Origin of the sequence: Paraburkholderia madseniana (assembly GCF_009690905.1) — a bacterium.
Lineage (GTDB): Bacteria > Pseudomonadota > Gammaproteobacteria > Burkholderiales > Burkholderiaceae > Paraburkholderia > Paraburkholderia madseniana.
This window is the reverse complement of record NZ_VOSW01000382.1, coordinates 1-214: the sequence shown is the minus strand read 5'-3', so window position 1 is coordinate 214 and position 214 is coordinate 1. Positions and strand designations below refer to the sequence as shown.

At 56.5% G+C, this 214-nt stretch carries 1 protein-coding gene; it reads right to left on the bottom strand.

Annotation, left to right across the window (positions count from 1 at the left end):
• Positions 1-18 precede the first annotated feature (18 nt).
• Positions 19-214: transposase (locus tag FSO04_RS46210; RefSeq protein ID WP_154568053.1), on the bottom strand; the 196-nt coding region annotated here is incomplete at its 5' end.

The following is a 214-nucleotide window of genomic DNA, read 5'->3' as shown; positions in this document are numbered from 1 at the left end:
AAGAAGCCCCTTGGGGCTTCAGCTTGCAGTCATCCTCATCGCCTTCATCATCCCGGCAACCCCAAGTATATTCATGACGCGCTTCAGGTTGTAGGCCAATACCTGAAGACTCATTTCCGTGCTCACGCGTCCCAGCGTCCGGGTCAGGAAGTGGGTGGCCCCCATCCAATGCTTCAGCGTGCCGAAGACGTGTTCGACAGTGCTTCTTCGGATG